The following is a 20311-nucleotide window of genomic DNA, read 5'->3' on the forward strand; positions in this document are numbered from 1 at the left end:
ATGGACGCGATCCGAATGCACCGCTTGAGCACCGAGCAGGACGGGATCCTCTCCACCGCTGATCTGCGCGCGTGCGGCCTCGATGCCCGTGCGGTTCGCCGCAGGCTCGACGCCGGGACGCTCATCCGCCTGCACCGCGGCGTCTACACGCCCACCGGCCATCGATTGACCGAGCATTCCCGTCTCCGCGCCGGGATGCTCGTCGCCGCGGGTATCGCTGACCGGTCGAGCGCAGCCTTCTGGCACGGCCTACGCCGCGACCTTCCGCCGTTCCTCGAAGCGACCGTGCCGCGCAATCACCGCGTCCCCGCATCGAATCCGTTCACGATGCACCCTCGTCGGCGCCGATTGGACGGCGCGGACATCGTCTCCATCCGTGGGCTCTTGACCACTTCTGTCGCGCTCACCGTCCTCGAACTCGCTGACGTACACACGCTCGACGATGCCCTCCGCACCCGCCGCACGACCCTCGCCGAACTCGCCACCACGGCGGGTCGCTACCGGCACTGCCACGGACTCGCGGCGGGCCGCACACTGCTCGCGAGCGCGAACGGCGACACTCACTCCGAAGCCGAACGCAGATTTCGAGCGCTTCTCCGGGCCGCCGGGATCTCCGGGTGGCATCAACAACACCGCTTCGAACGATGGTGGATCGATGTCGCGTTCCCCGGGCGGCGCATCGCAATCGAGATCGACGGCTGGGCCTACCACCGCTCCCACGAGCGATTCGCGAACGACGCCGAGAAGCACACCCGGCTGGCGTTGGCGGGCTGGACCCTGCTGCGGTTCACCTGGCAGCAAATCACCGAACAACCGGCCGAGGTGGTCCGCACTCTGGCCCGGGCGCTGAACTGACCTTCGGGCCGTTCGGGTGCCACGCGTAACACCCGAACGGCCCGAAGCCGTACCGATCAGTGGAAGAAGTGCCGGGTACCTGTGAAGTACATCGTCACGCCGGCCTCGGCGGCCGCCTCGACGACCTCCTTATCGCGGATGGAGCCGCCGGGCTGCACGATCGCCTTGACGCCCGCGTCGATGAGGATCTGCGGGCCGTCGGGGAACGGGAAGAAGGCATCGGATGCGGCCACCGACCCGAGCACTCGGTCGCCGGCGCGCTTGACCGCGAGCTGTGCGGAGTCCACGCGGTTCACCTGGCCCATGCCCACACCGACGGAGGCGCCGCGCGAGGCCAGCAGGATCGCGTTGGACTTCACCGCCCGGCAGGCGCGCCAGGCGAATTCGAGGTCCGCGAGGGTGGCCTCGTCGGCTGGCTCGCCGGTGGCCAGGGTCCAGTTCGCGGGGTCATCACCCTCGGCGTCGATCGCATCCGAGCGCTGTACCAGCAGGCCGCCGGTGATCTGCTTGATCTCGGTACCGAGCACGGGGGGCTCGGCGAGCAGCACGCGGATGTTCTTCTTGCGCTGCAGCACCGCAACGGCGCCATCGGCGTAGGCCGGGGCGATGATCACCTCGGTGAAGATCTCCGAGACCTGCTCGGCCATCTCCAGGCTCACCTCGCGGTTGGCGGCGATCACGCCGCCGTACGCCGACACCGGGTCGCAGGCGTGCGCCTTGCGATGCGCCTGCGCTACGTCCTTGCCGATGGCGATACCGCACGGGTTGGCGTGCTTGATGATCGCGACGGCGGGCTCGCGGAAGTCGTAGGCGGCGCGCCACGCGGCGTCACCGTCGGTGTAGTTGTTGTAGCTCATCTCCTTGCCGTGCAACTGCTGCGCCTGCGCGAGTCCGGCCGTGGAGCCGCCCACATACAGCGCGGCACCCTGGTGCGGGTTCTCGCCGTACCGCAGCACGGCATCGCGGTTCCAGGTTCCGCCCATCCACGCCGGGAAGCCGGTGTCGGCTTCCGGAGCGACCACATTGGTCAGATAGGACGCAACGGCCACATCGTAGTCGGCGGTGTGCCGGAAGGCCTTCGCGGCGAACTGCTTCCGCTCCTCCAACGAGAAGCCGGTGCGCGCCCGGTCGGTCACGGCGGTGTAGTCATCAGGCGAGACCACCACCGTGACCGACGGGTGGTTCTTCGCCGCGCCGCGCACCATCGACGGTCCGCCGATGTCGATCTGTTCGATGCACTCGTCCTCGGTGGCGCCGGAGGCAACGGTGTCGCTGAAGGGATAGAGGTTCACCACCACCAGCTCGAACTTCTTCACGTTCAGCTCGCGCAGCTGCTCGAGGTGCTCGGGCAGCCGGGTGTCGGCGAGGATGCCCGCGTGGATCTTCGGGTGCAGCGTCTTGACCCGGCCGTCGAGGCACTCGGGGAAGCCGGTCACCTCCTCGACGCGGGTCACGGGCACGCCGGCGTCGGCGATGACGCGCGCCGTCGAGCCGGTCGAGACGATCTCCACCCCCGCCTGCGCCAGGCCGGTGGCGAGTTCCACCAGACCCGACTTGTCGTACACGCTGATCAGAGCGCGCTTGATGGGGATGTTGCTCATGAAATCGTGACCTTTCGTCCGTCCGTGCGGTAGCCGCTTCGGGCCACCGCGGCGACGACCTCGGTGAGGAGGTGCCGCTCAACGATCTTGATGCGTTCGTGCAGGGTCTCTTCGGTGTCCCCCGGTTCCACGGGGACGGCGCGCTGGGCCAGGATCGGGCCGGTGTCGAGACCCGCATCCACCAGGTGCACCGTGGAACCGGTGAGTTTGACGCCGTGCTCCAGCGCGGCGGGCACGGCGTGAGCGCCGGGGAACGCGGGCAACAGTGCGGGGTGCGCGTTGATCACCCGCCCGCCGAACGCGGCGAGGAACCGCGCCCCCAGGATCTTCATGAACCCGGCGGCCACCACGAGATGCGGCTCCATCTCGGCGACCGCCGCAGTGAGCGCCCCGTCCCACGCCGCCCGGTCGTCGTACGCGGCGAGCGGTACCTCGGCCGACGGCACGCCGGCATCGTCGGCCACGGTGAGCGCGCGACAGGTGCGATCGGCGACGACGCCCACCACGGATCCCGGATACCCCTCTTCAGCGGACGCCGCGAGCAGTGCTTCGAGCAGCGAGCCGGTGCCGGAGGCCAGCACGACGATCCGCGCCGGCGCGCACGGCGGCACCACCACGGTGGGGCTGGGCGTGGTCAGGATGTTCTCCTCGCAAGGGGGACGATGCGGCTTCAGCCTAACGCCGCCGCTCTCGGCTACTGACCGAAGGTGTAGCTGTCGAGTTCCTCGATGTCGGATATCGCCCGGTCGCGGTTCGTCGCGCGAGCGCCGCGGGCCTGCCGCACGCGGCTGGTGGGCTGGTCGGCGACGGCGTCGAAGTCGCCCGTATCCGCCTCGTCGTCGGCCGGGCCCGACCGTCCGTCGTCGGGGTCGACGGTGAGCTCCTCGGTCACCTCATCGGTCGCCCCGGTACGGGAGTCGCGGTCGGCGGGGACGATCTCGACGGTCTCCGCGGCGGCGGTCCTGTCGTCGACCACATCGTCCTCGTCGGCGTACGTGGTGTATCCGGAGGCGGCGTGCTCATCGGCGCGCCGGGCGGCGCGTACCCACTGGGAGTCGCCGAACTGCTGCAGTACCAGCGCCGCGAGCACGCCGATCAACGCGATCCAGGCGAAGGTGAAACCGAAGAGCTGCGGCAAGTCGACACCGGCGTAGCCGAACCCGCCCAGGGTGCCGCCCGCGGCGAACGCGGCCACCGTGAAACCGGCCGCGGTGAACAGCGCGGTCGTGGCAACGGAGGCCACGGTGGGGCCGAGGATGAGGGTGCGTGAGGCGCACCGTCGACCGATCCAGATCGCGACCGCCGCCGGCACGGCGAGCAGAGGCAGCAGATACCAGGGGCTCTCGCCCTGCGGGAGCACCGCGAGGATCGGGATACCCGGGGCGCGACCGGGAGCGGCGGAGAACAGGCTCATCGAGATGGGGCCGAGCTGAACGCTCACGCCGAGCGGCAATGCGGCGGCGGCGATCACCACATTGGGCAGATACAGCAGCGAGAGCACGACCAGGGCGACCATCCCGACCGCGTCGTTTCCGGATCGAACCAGTTCGAACACGGTTTGCCACTGCCAGATCAACCGCACCAGCACGATGGCGAGCCCGACGCCGAAGAACACGAGTAGCGCTGTGCCCGCGAGCCGCGCACTGTCGGTGACCCAGCCGGGCAGGCCCAGGTAGCGCACCACCGCGGGCCAGTAGGCGGGAGCCAGGCCCAGGAGCGCACCGCCCAGGTGCACCGCGAGGGTGCACAGGAAAGCGGTGAGCGGCGACGGCGTGGAGATGGTGAACCGGCCCGCGGCATCGTTGACCACGGCCAGCGAGATCGCGGTGAACAGAGCCGGTCCGGCGATGGCGCAGAGCAGCACGGACCGCAGTTCGGCGAGGGGGCGACCCTCTCCCCCGGCGCGGCGGGCGGCGCGGGCGGCCCCCCAGACCAAGGCGACGGTGGGTACGAGCGGCAGCACGCCGAGGGTGATGTCGCTGATGGTCACGGGCACCTGGTGCACCGCGAGCCAGAGTCCCGCGACGGTGGGGACCAGCGCCGCGAGGTCGGTACCGGCGCTGAGAAGCACGATCGCGCCGACCACCAGGGCCGACGCGAGTGTCACGAGCGAGGGCCCGAAGGCCACGACGAACAGCGGCCGGGTCTCGCTCGGGCCCGGTCCGGCGGCGCGCGCTGAATCGGTCATCGGATCCACTCTGTCATCGGAGCGGCCGACGGCGTCTCAGGCGCGCCGCAGACGGGTCAGTTCTGCTGGCCCGGCTTGTCGTCGCCCTCGGCGGAGTGGCTGCCGTGGGTCGGCGAACCGAAGGACTGCGTGCTGGGCGCGCCCGGGCTGAACGCGGTGGTCACGTCGTCGTTCGACGCCGAGGCGCCCGGGGCCGACGGGGCCGGGTAGCCGGACGCGGCCGGCGCCTGGGCGGACGGGGTCGCGCTCGACTGGTAGCCGCTGCCGTAGCTGGGCCACTGCGCGGCGGGCTGCGACGGCGACGAGACGGGGGCCTGCTGCGGCGCGGGGGCGTTCTGATCCGCGGCCGGGGCCTGCTGCGCCTGCGGGGCGGTCGACGCGCTGGCGTCGGCGTCCGAGTTCTTGGCGGCGTCGGCCGGGTTGGTGATGACACCCGAATCGACCAGCACCAGCACGGTGGCGGCGGCCGCGGTCAGCAGCGCGAACACCAGCGCGATCCAGAAACCGAATGCCAGGCCGTCCCAGGAGAACAGGCCGAACAGGAGCACCAGGAAGCCTGCGATGGAGAGCGCGGCAGCCGGGGTGCGGCCGGTGTTGCCCTTGGAGATCAGGCTGAGCCCGGCGGAGATTCCACCCGCGAGGAGCAGGGCGAGCGCGAGAAGCGGCCCGCTGAGGATGATCTCGAAGGCGTTCGCAGTCGCGGTGGAACCCGTGTAGACGTTCGTGCCCTTGGCGTACGGGAGGAAGCCGAGCAGGAAGGTGATCACGCCGAGCGCGGCGGTGGCGATGGAGAGCACCAGCGCCAAGTCGAGCGGCTTCGCCGGGGCGGCGGGTGCCTGCTGCTGGTAGCCGCCGTACTGCTGGCCGTAGCCCTGCTGCGGGTAGCCCTGTCCGTATCCCTGGGGCGCCTGGCCATAGCCCTGCGGGGCCTGGCCGTATCCCTGCGGCGCGGGCTGGCCGTAACCCTGCTGCGGGGCGGGCTGGCCGTAGCCGCCCTGGCCCTGCTGCTCGCCGTAACTCGGCTGGCCGTAGCCCTGCTGCCCCGGCTGGCCGGGCTGCTGACCGTAGCCCCCCTGGCCCGGCTGCTGCCCGTATCCGCCTGAATAGGTCATGAAGTCATCTCCCCGAACGGTCGACAATCGGCCCCGAGGGACCAGTACGTCACCACCCTATACACCATCACCGACGGTTCTGTGGTTCACCTCACTGAGCGTTCGGTCCACGATCGACAGCAGAGCGCGGGCGGCGGGGCTGAGCAGCTTCGAGTGCACCAGGTACTGGGTGCGGGTCGGTCCGTCGAGCAGGTCGACGGTGGCGAGCCCGGCACCGTCAGGCACGGTTCCGAGCGCTGCCGTCCCCACGCAGAGGCCGGCGGCGATCAGCGCGAGCATGGTTTCGGAGCGGTCCACTTCGAACGGGACCGAGCGGTGCACGCCCGCGGCGGCGAAGGCGAGGTCGGTCTCGGCGCGTCCAGCGCCGCCCGCCGGGTAGTCGACGAAGGGCTCGTCCGCCAGGTCCGCTAGGGCGAGCGGCCCGACGAGTCCGCGCGCCTGGGAGGCGACCAGCACGAGCCGCTCGAACCGAAGCTCGCGCGCGATCACCCCGGCGGTCGAGAAGCCCTCCGGGACGCCGAGAAAGGCCAGGTCGAGCGTGCCGCGACGCACCTCGTCGAGGAGAATCTCGCTCGCGCCGCTGCGCACGCGGACCGCCGCATCGGGGTAGGCGCGGCGGTACCGTCGGAGCACGTCGACCACGTCGAAGACGGTGAAGGTGGGGATCATGCCCACAGTCACCGTGCCGCGGACGCTTCCGAGCGTCGAGGCCACCTCGTCGGCGGCACGTTCGGTGGCGGCGAGCGCGGCCCGGGCCTGTGGCAGGAAGGCCTCCCCGGCCGCGGTGAGCCGGACGGCGCGGTTGGTTCGATCGAAGAGCCGGGCGCCGAGCTCGCGTTCGAGCGCGGCGATCTGGTGGCTGAGCGCGGATTGCACCACGTGGCAGCGCTCCGCGGCGCGGGTGAAGTTGAGCGTCTCGGCGGTCGCGATCACATAGCGCAGTTGCTGCAACTCCATCGATCACTCCAGTAGATCATTCAATCGAAATCATGTGTTGGACTCATTGCTCGCCGCCGACGATAGTCGATGCGTGACCACGTCAACCGCCGAAGCGCCCAGCGCCACCACGTCCGGTCTGCTGCGCCTGATGGCCCTCGCGACCGGATTGTCCGTCGCCGGCAATTACCTCGCTCACCCGATCCTCGGCCTCCTTCAAGAGCGGCTCGACATGTCCGAGACCGCCGCCGGGCTGCTGGTGACCGCCGCACAGGCCGGCTACGCGGTCGGGCTGGTGCTGTTGGTGCCGATGGCCGATGCGGTGCGCCGCCGCCCCCTCGCGCTCACGCTGTTGGTGATCACCGCAGCCGCCCTGGTGGCCGCGGGTGCGGCACCGTCGGGCACGGTCCTGTTGGTGGCGGCCACCGCCGCCGCGATCACCTCAGTGGGCGCGCAGGTGATCGTTCCCTACGCGGCGGAGCTCGCCGGGCCGGAGCATCAGGCACGTGCCGTGGGAATCGTGATGAGTGGCCTGGTCCTGGGTACGGTCGTGAGCCGGTTCCTCTCGGGTGTGCTGTCCGATCTCGCGGGCTGGCGCACCCCGTATCTCGTCCTCGCGGGCTTGATCGTGCTGGTGACCGTGGCACTCGCCCGGGCGCTCCCCCGGCACGATCCGGGGCGGCCCGGACTCACGGCGGCCGGATACCGCGCGTTGCTGTCGTCGATGGCCGGGTTGATCCGCGATCTTCCGGTGCTCCGGCTGCGGGCGGTGCTGATCGGCCTGGCGCTGGGGTCGTTCATGGTGCAGGGCGCTGCCGTGACGTTCCTGCTCTCGGGTTCCCGGTTCGGCTGGACGCCGGCGGCGATCGGCGCGATCGGTCTCTTGGGCGCGGTCGGCGCACTGTCGGGGCCCACGATCGGACGCTTCGTCGATCGGGGGCACGGTCCGCGGATCACCGCGGGTGGACTGGCACTGCAGGCGATCGCGTGGCTGCTGATGATCCCGGCCGGTGGGGTGATCGGGCTACCGGCGCTGATCGCCGGTCTGGTCCTGATGGGTATCGGCCAGCAGGCCGCACTGAATTCGTCTCAGGCGGTGGTCTTCTCACTGCGACCGGAGGCACGAGGACGGATCAACGCCGTGTTCATGGGCACGTTCTTCCTCGGTGGCACGCTGGGTTCCGCTGCGACGGCCGCGCTATGGCCACTCGCGGGCTGGACCGGCGCATGCCTGCTCGGTTCGGGACTCGCCGGCGCCGCCCTCGTGCTCTACCTGGCGTTCCGGAGGGTCGAAACCGCACCGTCGGCCTAGAAACGGGACCGCCCCGCCGTCCGGATGGACGACGGGGCGGTGGACCGAATGCGCTGTGTTACAGCGACTGCAGGATCTCGCGAGCGAGAGCGGCGGTCTCGGACGGGGTCTTGCCCACCTTGACGCCGGCGGCCTCGAGGGCCTCCTTCTTCGCGGCGGCCGTGCCCGAGGAGCCCGAGACGATGGCACCGGCGTGGCCCATGGTCTTGCCCTCGGGGGCGGTGAAGCCGGCCACGTAGCCGACCACCGGCTTGGTGACGTTCGCCTTGATGTAGTCGGCGGCACGCTCCTCGGCGTCACCGCCGATCTCGCCGATCATCACGATCACCTTGGTGTTCGGGTCCTTCTCGAAGGCCTCGATGGCATCGATGTGGGTGGTGCCGATCACCGGGTCGCCGCCGATGCCGATCGCGGTGGAGAATCCGAAATCGCGCAGCTCGTACATCATCTGGTAGGTCAGCGTGCCCGACTTCGACACCAGGCCGACAGGACCGGTACCGGTGATGTTGTTCGGGGTGATACCGACGAGTGCCTCGCCCGGGGTGATGATGCCGGGGCAGTTCGGGCCGATGATGCGGGTCTTCTGTCCCTTATCGACGTTGTAGGCCCACGCGTACGCGGAGTCCTGCACCGGGATGCCCTCGGTGATCACCACGAGCAGCGGGATCTCGGCATCGATGGCCTCGATGATGGCGTCCTTGGAGAACGCAGGCGGCACGAACGCGATGGAGGTGTCGGCCCCGGTCTTCTCGATGGCCTCGGCGACCGATCCGAAGACGGGCAGCTCGACGGCGTTGCCGTCCTTATCGGTGTGCGAGACGGTGGTGCCCGCCTTGCGTGCGTTCACACCGCCCACCACGTTGGTGCCGGCCTTGAGCATCAGCGCGGTGTGCTTGGTGCCCTCGCCGCCGGTGATGCCCTGGACGATGACCTTGTTGTCCTTGGTCAGGAAGATAGCCATGTTGTCGTTGTCTCCCTTACTTGTTCGCCAGCTCGGCGGCCTTGTCGGCGCCTTCGTCCATGGTCTGCGCCAGCGTCACCAGCGGGTGGTTCGCGGCGGCCAGGATCGCCCGGCCCTCCTCGACCTTGTTCCCGTCGAGGCGCACGACGAGCGGCTTGGAGGCCGTGTCGCCGAGGGTGTTGAGCGCGCCGACGATGCCGTTGGCGACCGCGTCGCAGGCGGTGATGCCACCGAAGACGTTGACGAAGACGCTCTTGACCTGCTCGTCGCCGAGGATCACGTCGAGGCCTGCGGCCATGACCTCGGCCGAGGCGCCGCCGCCGATGTCGAGGAAGTTGGCGGGCTTGACGCCGCCGTGCTTCTCTCCGGCGTAGGCGACCACGTCGAGGGTCGACATGACCAGGCCCGCGCCGTTGCCGATGATGCCGACCTGACCGTCGAGCTTGACGTAGTTGAGGTCGTTCTCCTTGGCCTTGAGCTCGAGCGGGTCGGTGGACCCGGCGTCGGCGAAGGCGGCGTGCTCGGGATGCCGGAAGTCGGCGTTCTCATCGAGCGTCACCTTGCCGTCGAGGGCGAGGATCTGATCGTCGGGGGTGCGCACCAGCGGGTTGACCTCCACCAGGGTGGCGTCCTCACCGACGTAGACCTCCCAGAGCTTCTGGATGGTCACGGCCGCGGCATCGAGCACCTCGGCGGGGAGCTTGCCCTTCTCGGCGATCTCGCGGGCCAGTGCCAAGTCGACGCCCTTGGTGGCATCGATGGCGACCTTGGCCAGCGCGTCGGGGTTCTCCTCGGCGGTCACCTCGATCTCCACGCCGCCCTCCACGGAGCACATGGCGAGGTGGGTGCGGTTCGCGCGGTCGAGCAGGAAGGAGATGTAGTACTCCTCCGCGATGTCGCTCGCCTCGGCCACCAGGAGCTTCTTCACCACGTGGCCCTTGATGTCCAGCCCCAGGATGTTCTCCGAGTGGGTCTGCGCGTCGTCGGCGGTGGGGGCGTACTTGACGCCGCCGGCCTTACCGCGGCCGCCCACCTTCACCTGCGCCTTGATCATCACGGGCTTGCCGATTTCCTCAGCAATCGCGCGTGCATCAGCGGCGGTGTCCGTCACTCGGCCCGGCGTGGTTGGCACACCGTGCTTAGCGAACAGTTCCTTCGCCTGGTATTCGAAGAGATCCATCAGCTCACCATCTGTCTGGTTACTCGGTCCACCCGCATTCACACGGGTCCGGGTTCGACTCTATGCCCCGCCCGATCAGCGCTGACGGGGACCCGTTGCAAATGGCGTATCTCACTGCCCAGCGTCGCGGATCCGGACACCTCATGGGGCGTGACCTGGGAATATCGCCGCCCGGAACCTACCGATCAGTAGGTTCCGGGCGATGTCGGCGACCACCTGCGGGAACAGTCGGGATTCAGACATCGGCAAGCCCGGGTTAAGCGCCCTCATCGATGGTTTCTCCCATCGAACAGAAGGAGATCGCACACCATGAAGATGACTTCCCGCCCCGCTTTGGTCGCCGCCTCCGCGGCGATGGCACTCACCGTCGCTCTGACCGGGTGCTCGGACACGAAGGACACGTCCGGTTCGGAGACAACGGCCGGCAGCTCCTCGTCGAACATCGACGCGGCCGGACTGGTGACGAGCGCATCGGAGGCGTCCAAGAACGTCACCAGCGCGCACTTCGAGCTCGCCACGACGGGCACGATCCCGGATCTGCCGGTCACCACCGTGAGCGGCGACCTGCAGAACAAGCCGACCGTGGCCGCCAAGGGCACCGCGACCGTGAACGCGGGAAGCACCGTCGAGGCGAAGTTCGTGTTCATCGACGGCCGGATGTATGCCGATCTGACGGGCGGCAAGTACACCGATTACGGCCGGGGTGACTCGATCTACGACGTGAGCGCCCTGTTCGACCCCGCCAAGGGCATCCCCAACATCCTGGCCAAGCTCAAGGATCCGAAGCCGGCCGGCAGCGAGACGGTCGACGGGCAGAAGACAGAGAAGATCACCGGCACCGTTCCGGCGTCGGACATCGCCGCGATCAGTGGCTCACGGGTCACCACCGAGGGCGCGAGCACCGCGGTCGGCACCACGGTCTGGATCCAGTCGAGCGGCGATCACCAGCTGGTGAAGATCTCCGTGATCCCGGTCAAAGACGCGACGCTCTCGCTCACGTTCTCGAAGTGGGGCGAGAAGGTGACCGTCACCAAGCCCGATGTGGCCGCACCGACGCCCGCCGAGGGCGGCGACCAGAAGTCCCTCGACGGCAACTGATCTCACACCATTCTCCCGGAAGGAACCATCATGACGATCTCACGCAGCAAGCGCATCGCCGCCGGAGGCCTGGCCGTGATCGGCATCGCCACCGGTCTGTCCACCGTGGCGCCCGTCGCCTCCAACGCCGAGCCCGGCGTCTTCTACGGCGCGATCGCCGTCGGTAGCAACGGCGCCTGGGGCCGCGCCCTCGATTACGGCAACCGGGCCACCGCGGAGCGCGTCGCCCTCAGCTACTGCGACGGTAACTGTCGCATCCTGGCCTCGTTCGTCAACGGCTGTGGCGCCGTGGCGAAGACACGCACCAGTTACTGGGGCAACGTCGGCGACACCCTGGGGGTCGCCCAGAATCGGGCCCTGCGCAACGGCGGCTACATCTACACCTGGGCCTGCACCTCGAACCACGGCTGACGGGGAGGAACGCAGTTAGGCAGTCCGCGACGGGCAAAGCCGCGACACGGCGAATCGTAATGCGGCACCGCGCTCGTCACTCCATCGCCTCGCGTCGATCTGCTGTTGCGTTGCCGATCGCACATCGGCCTCGCAGGCGCCGACACCGCGAGCGTCGGTCTCGAGGGCACGGAGGGAATCGAGAATGCGCGGTGTGAGTGCCGCCAACGTGGACCGCACTGTGACCAGATCGCCCGGCTTGGGATCTGCGGTCCGATCGATGGACCAGCGCCCGTGCAAGGCGAACTGCACCGACTCACTCGCAGCGATCTGATCGGAGAAGACCGCCGTGACGTACTGCTCGTCGAGATCGCGCTGCCTTCCCTGGGCGACTGCTGAACGCACCACGGCGTCGGCTTGCGCGGCGTCCCGGACCGGGCGCCGCTCACGCCACTTCGTCGCCGCGACCTCCTCCGCCAGCGCCAGCCTTTGGCCCAGAAGGTCGACGACGGCGACCGGGGCCGTCTGCGGCAGCGCAGGAGCCGCGGTGGCAGCACCCCCGCCCACCTGTGAACCGGCAACCACGACGAGCAGCGCGGCAACGGCAGTGAACCAACGCTTACCTGGAGATCTCACACCACCAACCTACCGATGCTCTCGCATCGACGCGGGTCATCACTACCAAGTGTGCAGGCGCCCCGCGTCCTGGTACCAGCCGAGCAGGCCGGGGTCATCGACGGATTTCGGGTCCACGTTCACCTCACGACCGGCGAGCATGCCGGTCACCGGGATCTCCAACTTCTTCCCGGTCTTCGTGTGCGGAATTCCCGGCGCGAGAATGATCTCGTCGGGAACGTGGCGGGGTGAGAGGCGCGTGCGCACGTCAGTGCGGATGCGTTGCACCAGTTCGTCGGTCAGCTCCGCGCCTGGGATCAGGGTCAGGAACATCGGCATCCAGTACTTCGCGTCGGGCCCGTCGACGCCCACGACCATCGCCTCGGCGACCTCGGGCACCGCCTCGACCACCTCGTAGATGTCAGCGGAGCCCATGCGAATGCCGTTGCGGTTCAGCGTCGCATCGCTGCGGCCGTGGATCGTGATCGAGCCGCGGTCGGTGAGTTCCACCCAATCTCCGTGCCGCCACACGTTCGGCGCGATCCCATCGACCCATTCGTGCTCGAAGTACGCGGCGCGGTACTTCGCATCGCCGGGATCGTTCCAGAAGTGCGTGGGCATGGACGGCATGGGCCGGATGATCACCATCTCGCCCACCTCGCCGATGAGCGGCGTCCGGTCCGGGCCCCAGGCCTCCAATGCGCAGCCGAGGTAGCGCACCGTCAGCTCTCCCGGAACGTGCGGAACCGAGGCGGTGCCGCCGCAGAAGGCGCTGCACACGTCGGTGCCACCGGAGACGGAGCTGACCGGGAGCCCGTGCGCCACATGCTGGTCGACCCAGGTGAACAGGTCGGGGGCCAGCGGCGACCCGGTGCTGCCCACGGTCTTGAGCACCAGCGCATGCTGCGTACCGGGGTCGAGATCCGCCTTGCGCGAGGCCTGCAATTGGCCGGGGCTGGTACCGAAGAAGGTGACCTTCTCGTCCTCGCAGATCTGCCACAGCCGATCGGCGGTGGGCGCCAGCGGGTGCCCGGAGAAGCACACCACGGTGGCGCCCACGAGCAGGCCGGCCACCTGGTAATTCCACATCATCCAGCTCAACGCGGTATGCCAGTAGAACACATCGCCGGGACCGATCTCGTTGTGCAGTCCCAGCACCTTCACGTGTTCGACGAGGATGCCGCCGTGCCCCTGCACGATGCCCTTGGGCTTGCCCGTGGTTCCGGAGCTGAACAGCACCCACAACGGATGATCGAAGGGCACGTCCACCGGTTCCAACGCGGGCGTCTTTGCATCGGGATCGGGGAGCGCGGTGATCACGTGTGATGCCGGTACCCCGAGCAGCCGCGCGAGTTCGGCGGTGTCGGCACGCTTGTCCACGTCCTTGTCGCCGAACTGGTAGCCGTCGCGGGCGAAGAGCACCACCGGCTTCAGCTGGGCCATCCGGCCGGCCGCGCCCTCGGGCGCGTAGTCCTGCCCGCACCCCGACCAGATCGCGCCGATCGACGCGGTGGCGAGGAAGGCGATCACGGCAAAGGGCTCGTCGGGCAGATAGGCGGCAACGGTATCGCCTGGGCCGACACCCAGCGATCGCAGCAGTTCCGCTGTCGCCGAGATCCGGGCCGGCAGCTCCGACCACGGGATCGCCACGCGCGTACCGTCATCCGACAGGCCCACGAGGGCATCCCCCGGCTGCGAGGACCACTTCAGCACCTGGTCGACGTAGTTCAGACGGACCTCGGGAAACCACTGCGCGCCAGGCATCTCGCGGCTCACGAGCACCGGGCCGGTGCGTTCACCGAGATCGAAGAAGTCCCACACCGCGCCCCAGAACCGTTCCGGCTCATCGACGGAGAAGCGATGCACCGCCTCGTAATCGCCGGGAACGATGCCGACGGTCTCGGCGAATCGGTCGATCGCGAACATCGGCCTACTCTCCCAGACCGAGGAGCTCGACGGACTCCTCACGCATCTGCACCTTGCGGATCTTTCCGGATACCGTCATCGGGAACTCCGTGACCACGTGCACGTACCGCGGGATCTTATGCCGCGCGATCTTCCCCTCCGCGAAGGCCTTCAGGTCTTCGACGGTGAACGAATCCACGCCCTCGCGGAGTTGGATCCACGCCATGAGCTCCTCGCCGTACTTCTCGTCGGGTACGCCGATCACCTGGGCGTCCAGGATGTCGGGGTGGGTGTAGAGGAACTCCTCGATCTCGCGCGGGTAGATGTTCTCGCCGCCGCGGATCACCATGTCCTTGATCCGGCCGGTCACCCGCACGTAGCCGGCATCGTCCATGGTCGCGAGGTCGCCGGTGTGCATCCAGCCCTCGGCGTCGATCGCCTCGGCGGTCTTCTCCTCGTTGTTCCAGTAGCCCTTCATCACGGAATAGCCCCGGGTGCACAGCTCCCCGACCTCGCCGCGGGGCATCACGGTGCCGTCGATCGGGTCGATCACCCGGATCTCCAGGTGCGGTCCCACCCGCCCGACGGTGCCCACGCGCAACTCGAGCGCATCGTCGATGCGGGTCTGCGTGGACACGGGCGAGGTCTCCGTCATGCCGTAGCAGATCGAGACCTCGGTCATGCCCATCCGGTCGACCACCTTGCGCATCACCTCCTCCGGACACGGGGAACCCGCCATGATGCCGGTGCGCAGGCTCGATAGATCGTAGGAGTCGAACTCCGCCAGAGCGAGTTCCGCGATGAACATGGTGGGAACGCCGTAGAGGCTGGTGCACTTCTCGGCGGCCACGGCGGCGAGCGCGTCCTGCGGTACGAACGCGGGACCGGGGATCACCATGGCCGCCCCGTGCGTGACGGCGGCGAGGTTGCCCATCACCATGCCGAAGCAGTGGTAGAAGGGCACCGGTATGCAGATCGAGTCCTGTTCGGTGTAGTTCAGGAGTTCGCCCACGAGGTAGCCGTTGTTGAGGATGTTGCGGTGGGTGAGGGTGGCGCCCTTGGGGAATCCGGTGGTGCCGGACGTGTACTGGATATTGATCGCGTCGTCGGCGCTGAGTTGGTCGCCCAGATCGGTGAGGTCGGCCAGCTCGTCGTCCGACGGTGCCGCCAGGTACTCGGCCCAGGCCGCGCCATCGAAGGTGACCACATCGCGCAGGTCGGGCGCCTCCGGGCGGGCGGCCTCCAGCATGGCGGCGTACTCGGAGGTCTTGAACGCGGTCATCGTGAACACCGCGACGATCCCCGATTGGTTCAGCGCGTACTCCAGTTCGCGCTGCCGGTAGGACGGGTTGAGGTTGACCAGGATCACGCCGGCCAGCGCGGTTCCGAACTGGACGATCACCCACTCGGGGGTGTTCGGCGCCCAGACGCCGACACGATCGCCGCGCCGGATTCCCTTGCGCACCAGTCCGGCCGCGAAGGAACGGGCAGCGGCGAGCAGTTCGTCGTAGGTCCAGCGCCGCCCGGAGGGCACATCGACGAGCGCGGTGCGGTCACCGTATCGGTCGGTGGTGAGCTCGAGCTGCGCGCCGATGGTGAGAGTGAGCAGGGCGGGGTCGGCGTCGCCGCAGTCGTAGGACGGGGTGGTCATCTCGGTCTCCTCCACGAAATCAGTCGAGTCGGGCGACGATGGCGCGGGCCTGGGCGAGCAGCGGTGCATCGATCATCTGGCCCCGCACCTGGTAAACGCCGTTGTTCCCGGCCTCTGCAGCGAGCACCTCGCGGGCCCAGTCGATCTCGTCGTCGGTGGGTCGGTAGGCGGCGCGGATGACGGCGGCCTGTGAGGGGTGGATGCACACGGTGGCGGCGTATCCCAGGGCCACCGCGTCGAGCGCCTCGGCGGTCAGCCCGTCGGTATCGCCGATGTCGATGTACACCGAGTCGAGCGCGAACTTGCCGTGCGCGGCGGCGGCGAGACGCACGCAGGAGCGGACGTGGCGGGCCACATCGCGATAGGTGCCGTCGGGAAAGCGGCTCGACCGTCCCCCCATGGCGGCCACCAGATCTTCCGCGCCCCACATGATGCCGATGCAGCGCGGGTGCGCGGCGATCTCGTTCACGTTGACGGCGCCGAGCGGCGTCTCGATGAGCGCGATCACCTGGAGACCGTCGACCTGTGCCACCTTGTCGAGCTGGTGTGCCGACTCGGTCTTGGCGAGCATGATCACCCGATACGGCGAGCGCCGCAGGGTCTCGATGTCCTGGGCGAAGTCGTGGGTGCCGAAGGCATTGACCCGGACGATGGTCCGCGCGGGGTCGAGCGGGGTGGCGAGGAGCGCCTCGCGGGCGGCGGGCCGCGCGGCGGCCGTCACCGCGTCCTCGAGATCGAGGATCACCGCATCGGCGCGGTCGGCGGCCTTGGCGTAGCGCTCGGGCCGATCGGCCGGGCAGAACAGGATCGCGGGTCCGGGCGGCTGCCAGGCAGGAGCGTTGAGATCCTCATGGTGGAACATCTAGTTCGCTCCTTCCGGTGGTGCCTTACGCACCAGCGTGGATCGTTCGGCGACCGCGACGACGACACCGTCCTGGTTGCGGGCGGTGTGCCGCAGGTTCACGATGCCCTCCCCCGGCCGCGACTTGGATTCGCGCTTGCCGGTGCACAGGGTCTCGGCGTACAACGTGTCTCCGGCGAACACGGGTGCCGGGAAAGCGATCTCGGAGAAGCCGAGGTTGGCCACCAGGGTGCCCTGGGTGAGCTGCGCGACCGACAACCCGACCAGCGTGGAGAGTGTGTACATCGAATTCACCAGGCGCTGCCCGCCGAAGCCTGGCTGCTGCCCGGCCCAGTGCGCGTCCAGGTGGAGCGCCTGGGTGTTCATGGTCAGCTTCGTGAACAGCACGTTGTCGGCCTCGGTGACGGTGACACCGGGGCGGTGCTGGTACAGCACGCCCTCCTCGTACTCGTCGAACCACAGGCCTCGCTGAACGACGTGCTTGACCGGCTCGCCGCCGATCTCCCCGTCGGGGTTCGCCGCGCTCACGCGGTCAGCCCCAGCGAGCGCGCGATCAGCAGGAGTTGGACCTCGGTGGTGCCCTCACCGATCTCGAGGATCTTCGAGTCCCGGTAGTGCCGCGCCACCGGGTATTCGTTCATGAATCCGTAGCCGCCGTGGATCTGGGTGGCCATGCGGGCGTTGTCCATCGCCGCCTCGGAGGAGATCATCTTGGCGATGGCCGCCTCCTTCTTGAAGGGCTTGCCGGCCAGCATGAGCCGGGCCGCCTCGTAGTAGGCGACGCGCGAGGTGTGCGCCCGCGCCTCCATCCGTGCGATGGCGAATGCGATCGACTGGAATTCACCGATCGGCTTACCGAAGGCGTTGCGTTCCTTGGCATACTTCACCGACTCGTCGACGCAGCCCTGCGCGGCGCCGGTGGCGACGGCGGCGATGGCGATGCGGCCCTCGTCGAGGATGGACAGGAAGTTCGCGTAGCCGCGGCCCTCCTCGCCGAGCAGATTCTCCGAGGGCACGCGCACATCGGAGAAGCTCAACGGGTGGGTGTCGGAAGCGTTCCAGCCGACCTTGTTGTAGGCGGGCTCGACGGTGAATCCGGGAGTACCACTGGGGACGATGATCGTTGAGATCTGCTTGCGGCCGTCGGGCGTGGTTCCGGTCACCGCGGTCACCGTCACCAGGCTGGTGATATCGGTGCCCGAGTTGGTGATGAACTGCTTGGAGCCGTTGATCACCCAGGTATCACCGTCCAGCTTGGCGGTGGTGGCGGTGCCGGAGGCATCGGACCCGCATCCCGGCTCGGTGAGGCCGAAGCCAGCCAGGCTCTCGCCGGCGGCGAGCGCGGGCAAGTACTTCTGCTTCTGCTCGTCGGTGCCGAACTTGTAGATCGGCATGGCGCCGAGGCCGACACCGGCCTCGACGGTCATCGCGACGGACTGGTCGACGCGGCCCAGTTCCTCCAGGGCGAGAGCGAGGGCGAAGTAGTCGCCGCCCATACCCCCGTACTCTTCGGGGAAGGGCAGACCGAACAGGCCCATCTGGCCCATCTGCTCGACCACCTCGTACGGGAACGAATGCTCCTCGTCGTGCTTGGCGGACACGGGGGCCACCACCTGGTTCGCGAAGTCGCGCACCGTGTCCCGCAGGTCGGCGTACTCGCTGGTCAGTTCCATCGTCAGTTCTCTCCCGCTTGTTCCGGTGCGACCACCGCCAGTACCTGCGCGGCGTTCACCTTCTCTCCCACGCGAACCGCCAGGGTCACCGTGCCGTCGTGCGGCGCGGTCAGCGGTTGCTCCATCTTCATGGCCTCGATGATCACTACGGTCTCGCCCTTGCTCACGGCCTGACCGTCCGTGACCGGCACAGCGACCACGGCACCGGGCATCGGGCTGGTCACTTCGCCGTCGTGAGCGCCGTCGCGGTCCTTCGAGGCGCTGCGGGCCAAGGACAGCTCGAAGGAACCGTCGACACCGCTGACCCAGTACGTCCCGCCCGTCACAGCCACGGTGACCGGTGAGGTGCGGCCGTCGACGGTGAGCCGCTCACCGTCGAGGCGGGCGGTTCCGTCCCAGTCGATCCCGCCCCCGTGCACGGTGACCGTATCGCCGAGAACAGAGACCGTGACGGCCTCGGCCGCACCGGCACCAGCGAAGCGAATGATGACCGGCGCTGCGCCACCGATCCGCCAGCCGGTCTCGGTACCCCACGGTCCCTCGGAGCGAGAGTCCGCGACGGCGCGCAACGCGGCCGCCGCGTAGGCGCGGGCGGTGGGTTCGGGCCGGGTGTACGTGGGCGCCAGACGATCGAGCAGTTCGGTGTCGAGGTTGCCGGACACCACATCGGCGTCGTCGAGCACGAACCGGCAGAAGTCGACGTTGGTCCGCAGACCGGTGAGCTGGGTGGCCGAGAGCGCCTCGTCGAGCCGTCGCAGTGCCTGCTCGCGATCGGTGGCGTGCACGATCACCTTCGCCAGCATCGGGTCGTAATCGCTGCCCACCACACTGCCGTCGACGATGCCGGTGTCCACCCGGATCGGGCCGCGGCGGTCGCCGCGCGGGTAGCGCAGACCGGTCACGGTGCCGCCGGTCGGTAGGAATCCGGCGGCCGGATCCTCGGCGTAGATGCGCGCCTCGACAGCGTGCCCGGTGAGCGTGATCTCGTCCTGCGCGATGCCGAGCTTCTCCCCGTTCGCGACGCGGATCTGCTGCTGCACCAGATCGATTCCGGTCACCAGCTCGGTGACCGGGTGCTCCACCTGCAGACGGGTGTTCATCTCCATGAAGAAGAACTCGTCGGGCCGGTGCGCCGAGACGATGAACTCGACGGTACCCACACCGGTGTACCCGACCGAGCGCGCGGCGTCGCACGCCGCCCGGCCGATCCGCTCGCGAGTGGCTGCGTCGAGCAACGCCGACGGGGCCTCCTCGATCACCTTCTGGTGGCGGCGCTGCAGCGAGCATTCCCGCTCGCCCAGATGGATCACGTTGCCGTGCTTGTCCGCGAGCACCTGCACCTCGATGTGGCGAGGCGTATCCACGAAATGCTCCATGAACAGCGTGTCGTCACCGAAGGCGGCGGCGGCCTCGCGCCGTGCGGCGGCGACCGCGGCGGGGAGATCCGCCGGGTTCTGCACCCGGTGCATGCCCTTGCCGCCGCCGCCCGCGCTCGGCTTGATCAGCACGGGGAAGCCGATATCGTCGGCGGCGGCGATCAGGTCGGCATCGGTGAGGCCGGGACGGCTGATTCCGGGGACCACCGGCACATCACGCTCGACAACGGCGGCACGGGCGGTGATCTTATCACCCATGGTCTCGATTGCTGCCACGGGTGGGCCGAGGAATTCGATGCCGGCCGCGTCAAGTGCTCGCGCGAATGCCGCGTTCTCGGAGAGGAATCCGTAGCCCGGATGAACGGCGTCGGCGCCGGTGGCGCGCGCGGCGTCGACCACGGCATCGATCCGCAGGTAGCTCTCAGTGGCCGCGGCGGGACCGAGGCGCACGGCCTCGTCGGCGAGCCGGACGTGCCGCGCGTCGGCATCGGCGTCCGAATAGACGGCGACGCTGGCGATCCCTTGTTCCCGCAGTGTCTCGATGACACGGCAGGCGATCTCGCCGCGGTTGGCGATCAAGACCTTCTCAATCATGT

18 protein-coding genes are annotated in these 20311 nt (G+C 68.8%); 4 read left to right on the forward strand and 14 right to left on the reverse strand.

All coding sequences use genetic code 11. The features are described from left to right. Positions 1-15 precede the first annotated feature (15 nt). Positions 16-855, forward strand: coding sequence for a type IV toxin-antitoxin system AbiEi family antitoxin domain-containing protein (locus TPAU_RS16505; RefSeq protein WP_013127888.1), 840 nt, complete (start codon positions 16-18; stop codon positions 853-855). A 56-nt stretch (positions 856-911) separates the two neighbouring features. Here TPAU_RS16505 and purH read toward each other — a convergent pair whose 3' ends face one another. From purH to TPAU_RS16530, 5 genes are all read right to left on the reverse strand, one after another. Then, positions 912-2456, reverse strand: a complete 1545-nt coding sequence (gene purH / locus TPAU_RS16510) for a bifunctional phosphoribosylaminoimidazolecarboxamide formyltransferase/IMP cyclohydrolase (RefSeq protein WP_013127889.1) — start codon at positions 2454-2456, stop codon at positions 912-914. Then, on the reverse strand, positions 2453-3067 hold the full coding sequence (purN, locus tag TPAU_RS16515) for a phosphoribosylglycinamide formyltransferase (RefSeq protein WP_013127890.1): 615 nt from the start codon (positions 3065-3067) through the stop codon (positions 2453-2455). Before purN ends, purH begins: the two co-directional genes overlap by 4 nt. 83 nt (positions 3068-3150) lie before the next feature. Then, complete coding sequence (locus TPAU_RS16520) at positions 3151-4644, reverse strand: cell division protein PerM (RefSeq protein ID WP_013127891.1); 1494 nt, start codon at positions 4642-4644, stop codon at positions 3151-3153. Between the two features lie 56 nt (positions 4645-4700). Next, entirely contained in the window at positions 4701-5756 is a 1056-nt protein-coding gene (locus TPAU_RS23225) for a DUF5336 domain-containing protein (protein WP_013127892.1), read from the reverse strand. A 57-nt stretch (positions 5757-5813) separates the two neighbouring features. Further along, complete coding sequence (locus TPAU_RS16530; protein ID WP_013127893.1) at positions 5814-6713, reverse strand: LysR family transcriptional regulator; 900 nt, start codon at positions 6711-6713, stop codon at positions 5814-5816. A 73-nt stretch (positions 6714-6786) separates the two neighbouring features. Between TPAU_RS16530 and TPAU_RS16535 the strand changes: the two genes are divergently transcribed. Then, a complete protein-coding gene (locus tag TPAU_RS16535; RefSeq protein ID WP_115329672.1) occupies positions 6787-8004 on the forward strand; it encodes an MFS transporter in 1218 nt (405 codons plus the stop codon). A 58-nt stretch (positions 8005-8062) separates the two neighbouring features. On the opposite strand, the gene sucD is transcribed toward TPAU_RS16535, so the two are convergent. Next, positions 8063-8965: a succinate--CoA ligase subunit alpha gene (sucD, locus tag TPAU_RS16540; protein ID WP_013127895.1), complete on the reverse strand. Its 903-nt coding sequence runs from the start codon at positions 8963-8965 to the stop codon at positions 8063-8065. A 16-nt stretch (positions 8966-8981) separates the two neighbouring features. Further along, complete coding sequence (gene sucC / locus TPAU_RS16545) at positions 8982-10145, reverse strand: ADP-forming succinate--CoA ligase subunit beta (RefSeq protein ID WP_013127896.1); 1164 nt, start codon at positions 10143-10145, stop codon at positions 8982-8984. Between the two features lie 309 nt (positions 10146-10454). On the opposite strand from sucC, the gene TPAU_RS16550 reads away from it, so the two are divergent. Next, positions 10455-11243 carry an SCO4651 family lipoprotein gene (locus TPAU_RS16550; RefSeq protein WP_013127897.1) on the forward strand — a complete coding sequence of 263 codons (789 nt, stop codon included), beginning with the start codon at positions 10455-10457 and terminating at the stop codon, positions 11241-11243. Between the two features lie 30 nt (positions 11244-11273). Then, the gene (locus TPAU_RS16555; RefSeq protein ID WP_013127898.1) at positions 11274-11654 is read left to right on the forward strand and encodes a DUF4189 domain-containing protein; all 381 of its coding nucleotides are present in this window, start codon (positions 11274-11276) and stop codon (positions 11652-11654) included. A 15-nt stretch (positions 11655-11669) separates the two neighbouring features. Here TPAU_RS16555 and aroQ read toward each other — a convergent pair whose 3' ends face one another. Genes aroQ through TPAU_RS16590 form a run of 7 tightly spaced genes read right to left on the reverse strand, consistent with a single transcriptional unit; the run spans position 11670 to position 20309 of the window. Beyond that, positions 11670-12269 carry a gamma subclass chorismate mutase AroQ gene (gene aroQ / locus TPAU_RS22015; protein WP_013127899.1) on the reverse strand — a complete coding sequence of 200 codons (600 nt, stop codon included), beginning with the start codon at positions 12267-12269 and terminating at the stop codon, positions 11670-11672. A gap of 42 nt (positions 12270-12311) precedes the next feature. After that, entirely contained in the window at positions 12312-14174 is a 1863-nt protein-coding gene (locus TPAU_RS16565) for an acetoacetate--CoA ligase (RefSeq protein ID WP_013127900.1), read from the reverse strand. 4 nt (positions 14175-14178) lie between these two features. Further along, complete coding sequence (locus TPAU_RS16570; protein ID WP_013127901.1) at positions 14179-15804, reverse strand: AMP-binding protein; 1626 nt, start codon at positions 15802-15804, stop codon at positions 14179-14181. A gap of 19 nt (positions 15805-15823) precedes the next feature. Then, positions 15824-16666, reverse strand: a complete 843-nt coding sequence (locus TPAU_RS16575; protein WP_013127902.1) for an HpcH/HpaI aldolase/citrate lyase family protein — start codon at positions 16664-16666, stop codon at positions 15824-15826. Then, on the reverse strand, positions 16667-17194 hold the full coding sequence (locus TPAU_RS16580) for a MaoC family dehydratase (protein ID WP_013127903.1): 528 nt from the start codon (positions 17192-17194) through the stop codon (positions 16667-16669). Further along, positions 17191-18339 (reverse strand): acyl-CoA dehydrogenase family protein, encoded by a 1149-nt coding sequence (locus TPAU_RS16585; RefSeq protein ID WP_013127904.1) that lies wholly within the window; start codon positions 18337-18339, stop codon positions 17191-17193. The genes TPAU_RS16580 and TPAU_RS16585 overlap by 4 nt, the downstream gene beginning before the upstream one ends. A 2-nt stretch (positions 18340-18341) precedes the next feature. Then, entirely contained in the window at positions 18342-20309 is a 1968-nt protein-coding gene (locus tag TPAU_RS16590; protein WP_013127905.1) for an acetyl/propionyl/methylcrotonyl-CoA carboxylase subunit alpha, read from the reverse strand. Positions 20310-20311: the final 2 nt, after the last annotated feature.

Source organism: Tsukamurella paurometabola DSM 20162 (assembly GCF_000092225.1).
Taxonomy (GTDB): domain Bacteria; phylum Actinomycetota; class Actinomycetes; order Mycobacteriales; family Mycobacteriaceae; genus Tsukamurella; species Tsukamurella paurometabola.